This is a genomic window from Mesorhizobium sp. M7A.F.Ca.CA.002.15.2.1, from assembly GCF_003998715.1.
In the GTDB taxonomy this organism is placed as follows: domain Bacteria; phylum Pseudomonadota; class Alphaproteobacteria; order Rhizobiales; family Rhizobiaceae; genus Mesorhizobium; species Mesorhizobium ciceri.
In genome coordinates, this window is the sequence record NZ_RZPI01000772.1 from 1 (window position 1) to 2,462 (window position 2,462).

A 2,462-nucleotide genomic window follows, 5' to 3' on the forward strand; every position below is an offset into this window, starting at 1 on the left:
GCCAACGGCTGAAACGCGGCGTCGACAGAAAGGTTCCTCTTGCCACGGGGTGACTACCCCAGCGGCTCAATAATTTCCGTGGTTTCGTTCCCGGACCGCAGCGCTTTGTCGGAACAACTGACCCGGTCACGACGTTGTGAACCTGCAGATGCCGCGTTCCCCAAGGAGACGCGGCGCATGAGATCAGGCACGAGGAGAGACTACCATGATCCGCAATCTTTTAGCCACGACGGCGCTCGCAACCTTTGTCGCGACCGGCGCCTATGCGCAGAACGCAACAAATACGGCGCCTGCCACGCCCGCCGTCCAGGAGCCCGCCGCCGCTCCTGTGGCACGCGCAGAGGGCAGCATCGTCACCAACATCATCGGTGAGTCCGTCTACAACGGCACCGGCGACGATGCCGAAAACATCGGCAAGGTCAGCGACGTCGTGTTCGACAAGGATGGGCAGGCGAAATCCGTTGTCATCGACGTCGGCGGTTTTCTGGGTGTCGGCGCCAAAAGCGTTGCTTTCGATTACGGCAAGCTGCAGTGGGCCGAAAAGAATGGCGACCGCTGGTTGGTGGCCCAGACGACCAAGGACGAACTGACGGCGCAGGCAGAATTCGATAAAAAGCCTTACAGCCCGACCCCAGCACCTGCGGCATCGACCGACGCAACAGCGCCGGCAGCACCCGCGACGACGGACACAGCGCAAAAGCCTGTCGACATGAACGCCGCTTCGGCAGAACCAGTCAAGCGCGCCGACGGCAATCTCGCCACCAACATCATCGGGGAAAACGTCTATAACGGCACCGGCGATGACGCCCAGAACATCGGCGACGTCAACGACATTGTGCTGACCAAGGATGGCAAGGCGCAGTACTTGGTCATCGGCGTCGGCGGTTTCCTAGGCCTTGGCGCCAAGAACGTCACCTATGACTTCTCGAAGGCGCAGTGGGCCGAGAAGAATGGCGACCGCTGGCTGGTCGCCCAGACCACCAAGGAAGAATTGCAGGCGCAGCCGGATTTCAACCGCAAGGCCTATGACCCTGCGCCGGCAACGACGGCTTCGAATGCGCCGGCAGCAGTCGCGCCCGCCGCAGCCCCTGCCGTCGCTCCGTCCGACAAGACGGCACAGGCTCCGGCGCCCACGACCCCCGATGCCTCGGCTCCGGACCAGACAAAGACCGCAGCCATCGACAAGTCGACGCTGACCGAGATGCCGGTTGGTGAGATTCGCGCCGATGACCTCAAGGGCACGACTGTCTATGGCGCCAACGACGCCAAGGTCGGCGAGATCGGCGATGTCGTGCTTGCGCCCGACAAGAAGGCCGATGCGGTGATCGTCGATGTCGGTGGCTTCCTCGGCATTGGCGAGAAGGAAGTCGCGGTCGGCATGGATAATCTCAAATTCATGACCGACAAGGCGGGCAACAAATACCTGTACACGACCTTCACCAAGGAACAGCTCGAGGCACAAACCGCCTATGACAAGGGCAGCTATGCCGAGAAGCGCGATCAGCAGCGCATGATCGTCAGGTAGTTTCCACCCAGTCGGATACAGGCCCGCGCCGGCAACGATGCGGGCCTGTGTTCATGTGTGGCGTGGAGGCAGGCCAGCGGCATGGCCGACGAGGCCGTTCTCGGTCAATTCGGCCAGTGCCAGCGATTGATCGAGATGTTCGGCCCGCCAGGCGAGCAGTCGTTCGGCGAATTCCAGCCGCACGGCGAGATGGCTGGGGTCGGCCGCGAGGTTGTCCAATTCGTCCGGATCGTTTTCCAGATCGAACAGCAGCGGCGGCAGGTTGCCGCCGAAATGCACATATTTGAAATGTTCCGTGCGGATTACGGCGAGATTGCATTGGCGTGAGGCGATGCCGAAATGGCGTTCGGCCTCGCCCGCGGCAACCGAGCGGAAATCGAACTCCCAATGCGCGGCATCGCGCCACGCCGCCGGGGCCTCTCCGCTCAGGAACGGCTTCAGCGACCTGCCGTCGAGATGCGGCGCGGGCTCTTCGCCGAGCAGGTCGAGAAACGTCGGCAAAATGTCGACCGCTTCGGTGAAGCTGTCGACCTTGCCGCCGGCCGCCTTGCCGTGGCGCGGATCGCGGATGATCAGCGGAATGTGGTAGCTGCCGTCGAAATAGCCTCCCTTGCCCAGCATGAAATGGTCGCCCATCATCTCGGCATGGTCCGAGGTCAGCACGACGATGGTGTCGTCCCACGCGCCGGCCGCCTTGACCGCTTGCCAGATGCGGCCGAGCTGGGCGTCGACCTCGGAAATCATGCCGTAATAGATCGCGCGGAGGACGCGAAAATCGTCTTCGCTCCAGTCGTGCACCTTGCCGCTGGCGTCGGGGCGGAATTTCATCTGTTTCTGCCGGCCGAGATCATAGGCTAGATAGGGATGGTTTTCCGCCTCCTCCTGCCAACTTGCCGCGCGCCGAAAGGCCGGGCCGTCAGCCGGATCGTACATTGTG

2 protein-coding genes are annotated in these 2,462 nt (G+C 62.6%); one reads left to right on the plus strand and one right to left on the minus strand.

The annotated features are described in order from the left end of the window. Positions 1-205: 205 nt before the first annotated feature. Positions 206-1,525 carry a PRC-barrel domain-containing protein gene (locus ENZ74_RS29025; RefSeq protein ID WP_063169140.1) on the plus strand — a complete coding sequence of 440 codons (1,320 nt, stop codon included), beginning with the start codon at positions 206-208 and terminating at the stop codon, positions 1,523-1,525. Between the two features lie 51 nt (positions 1,526-1,576). Here ENZ74_RS29025 and ENZ74_RS29030 read toward each other — a convergent pair. Beyond that, positions 1,577-2,462 (minus strand): sulfatase/phosphatase domain-containing protein (locus ENZ74_RS29030; RefSeq protein WP_127313195.1); only part of this gene is annotated, 886 nt, incomplete at its 5' end.

What these genes read in the sequence shown, in the direction of transcription:
- ENZ74_RS29025 (WP_063169140.1), top strand. Translation starts at nt 206, where the DNA reads ATGATCCGCAATCTTTTAGCCACGACGGCGCTCGCAACCTTTGTCGCG.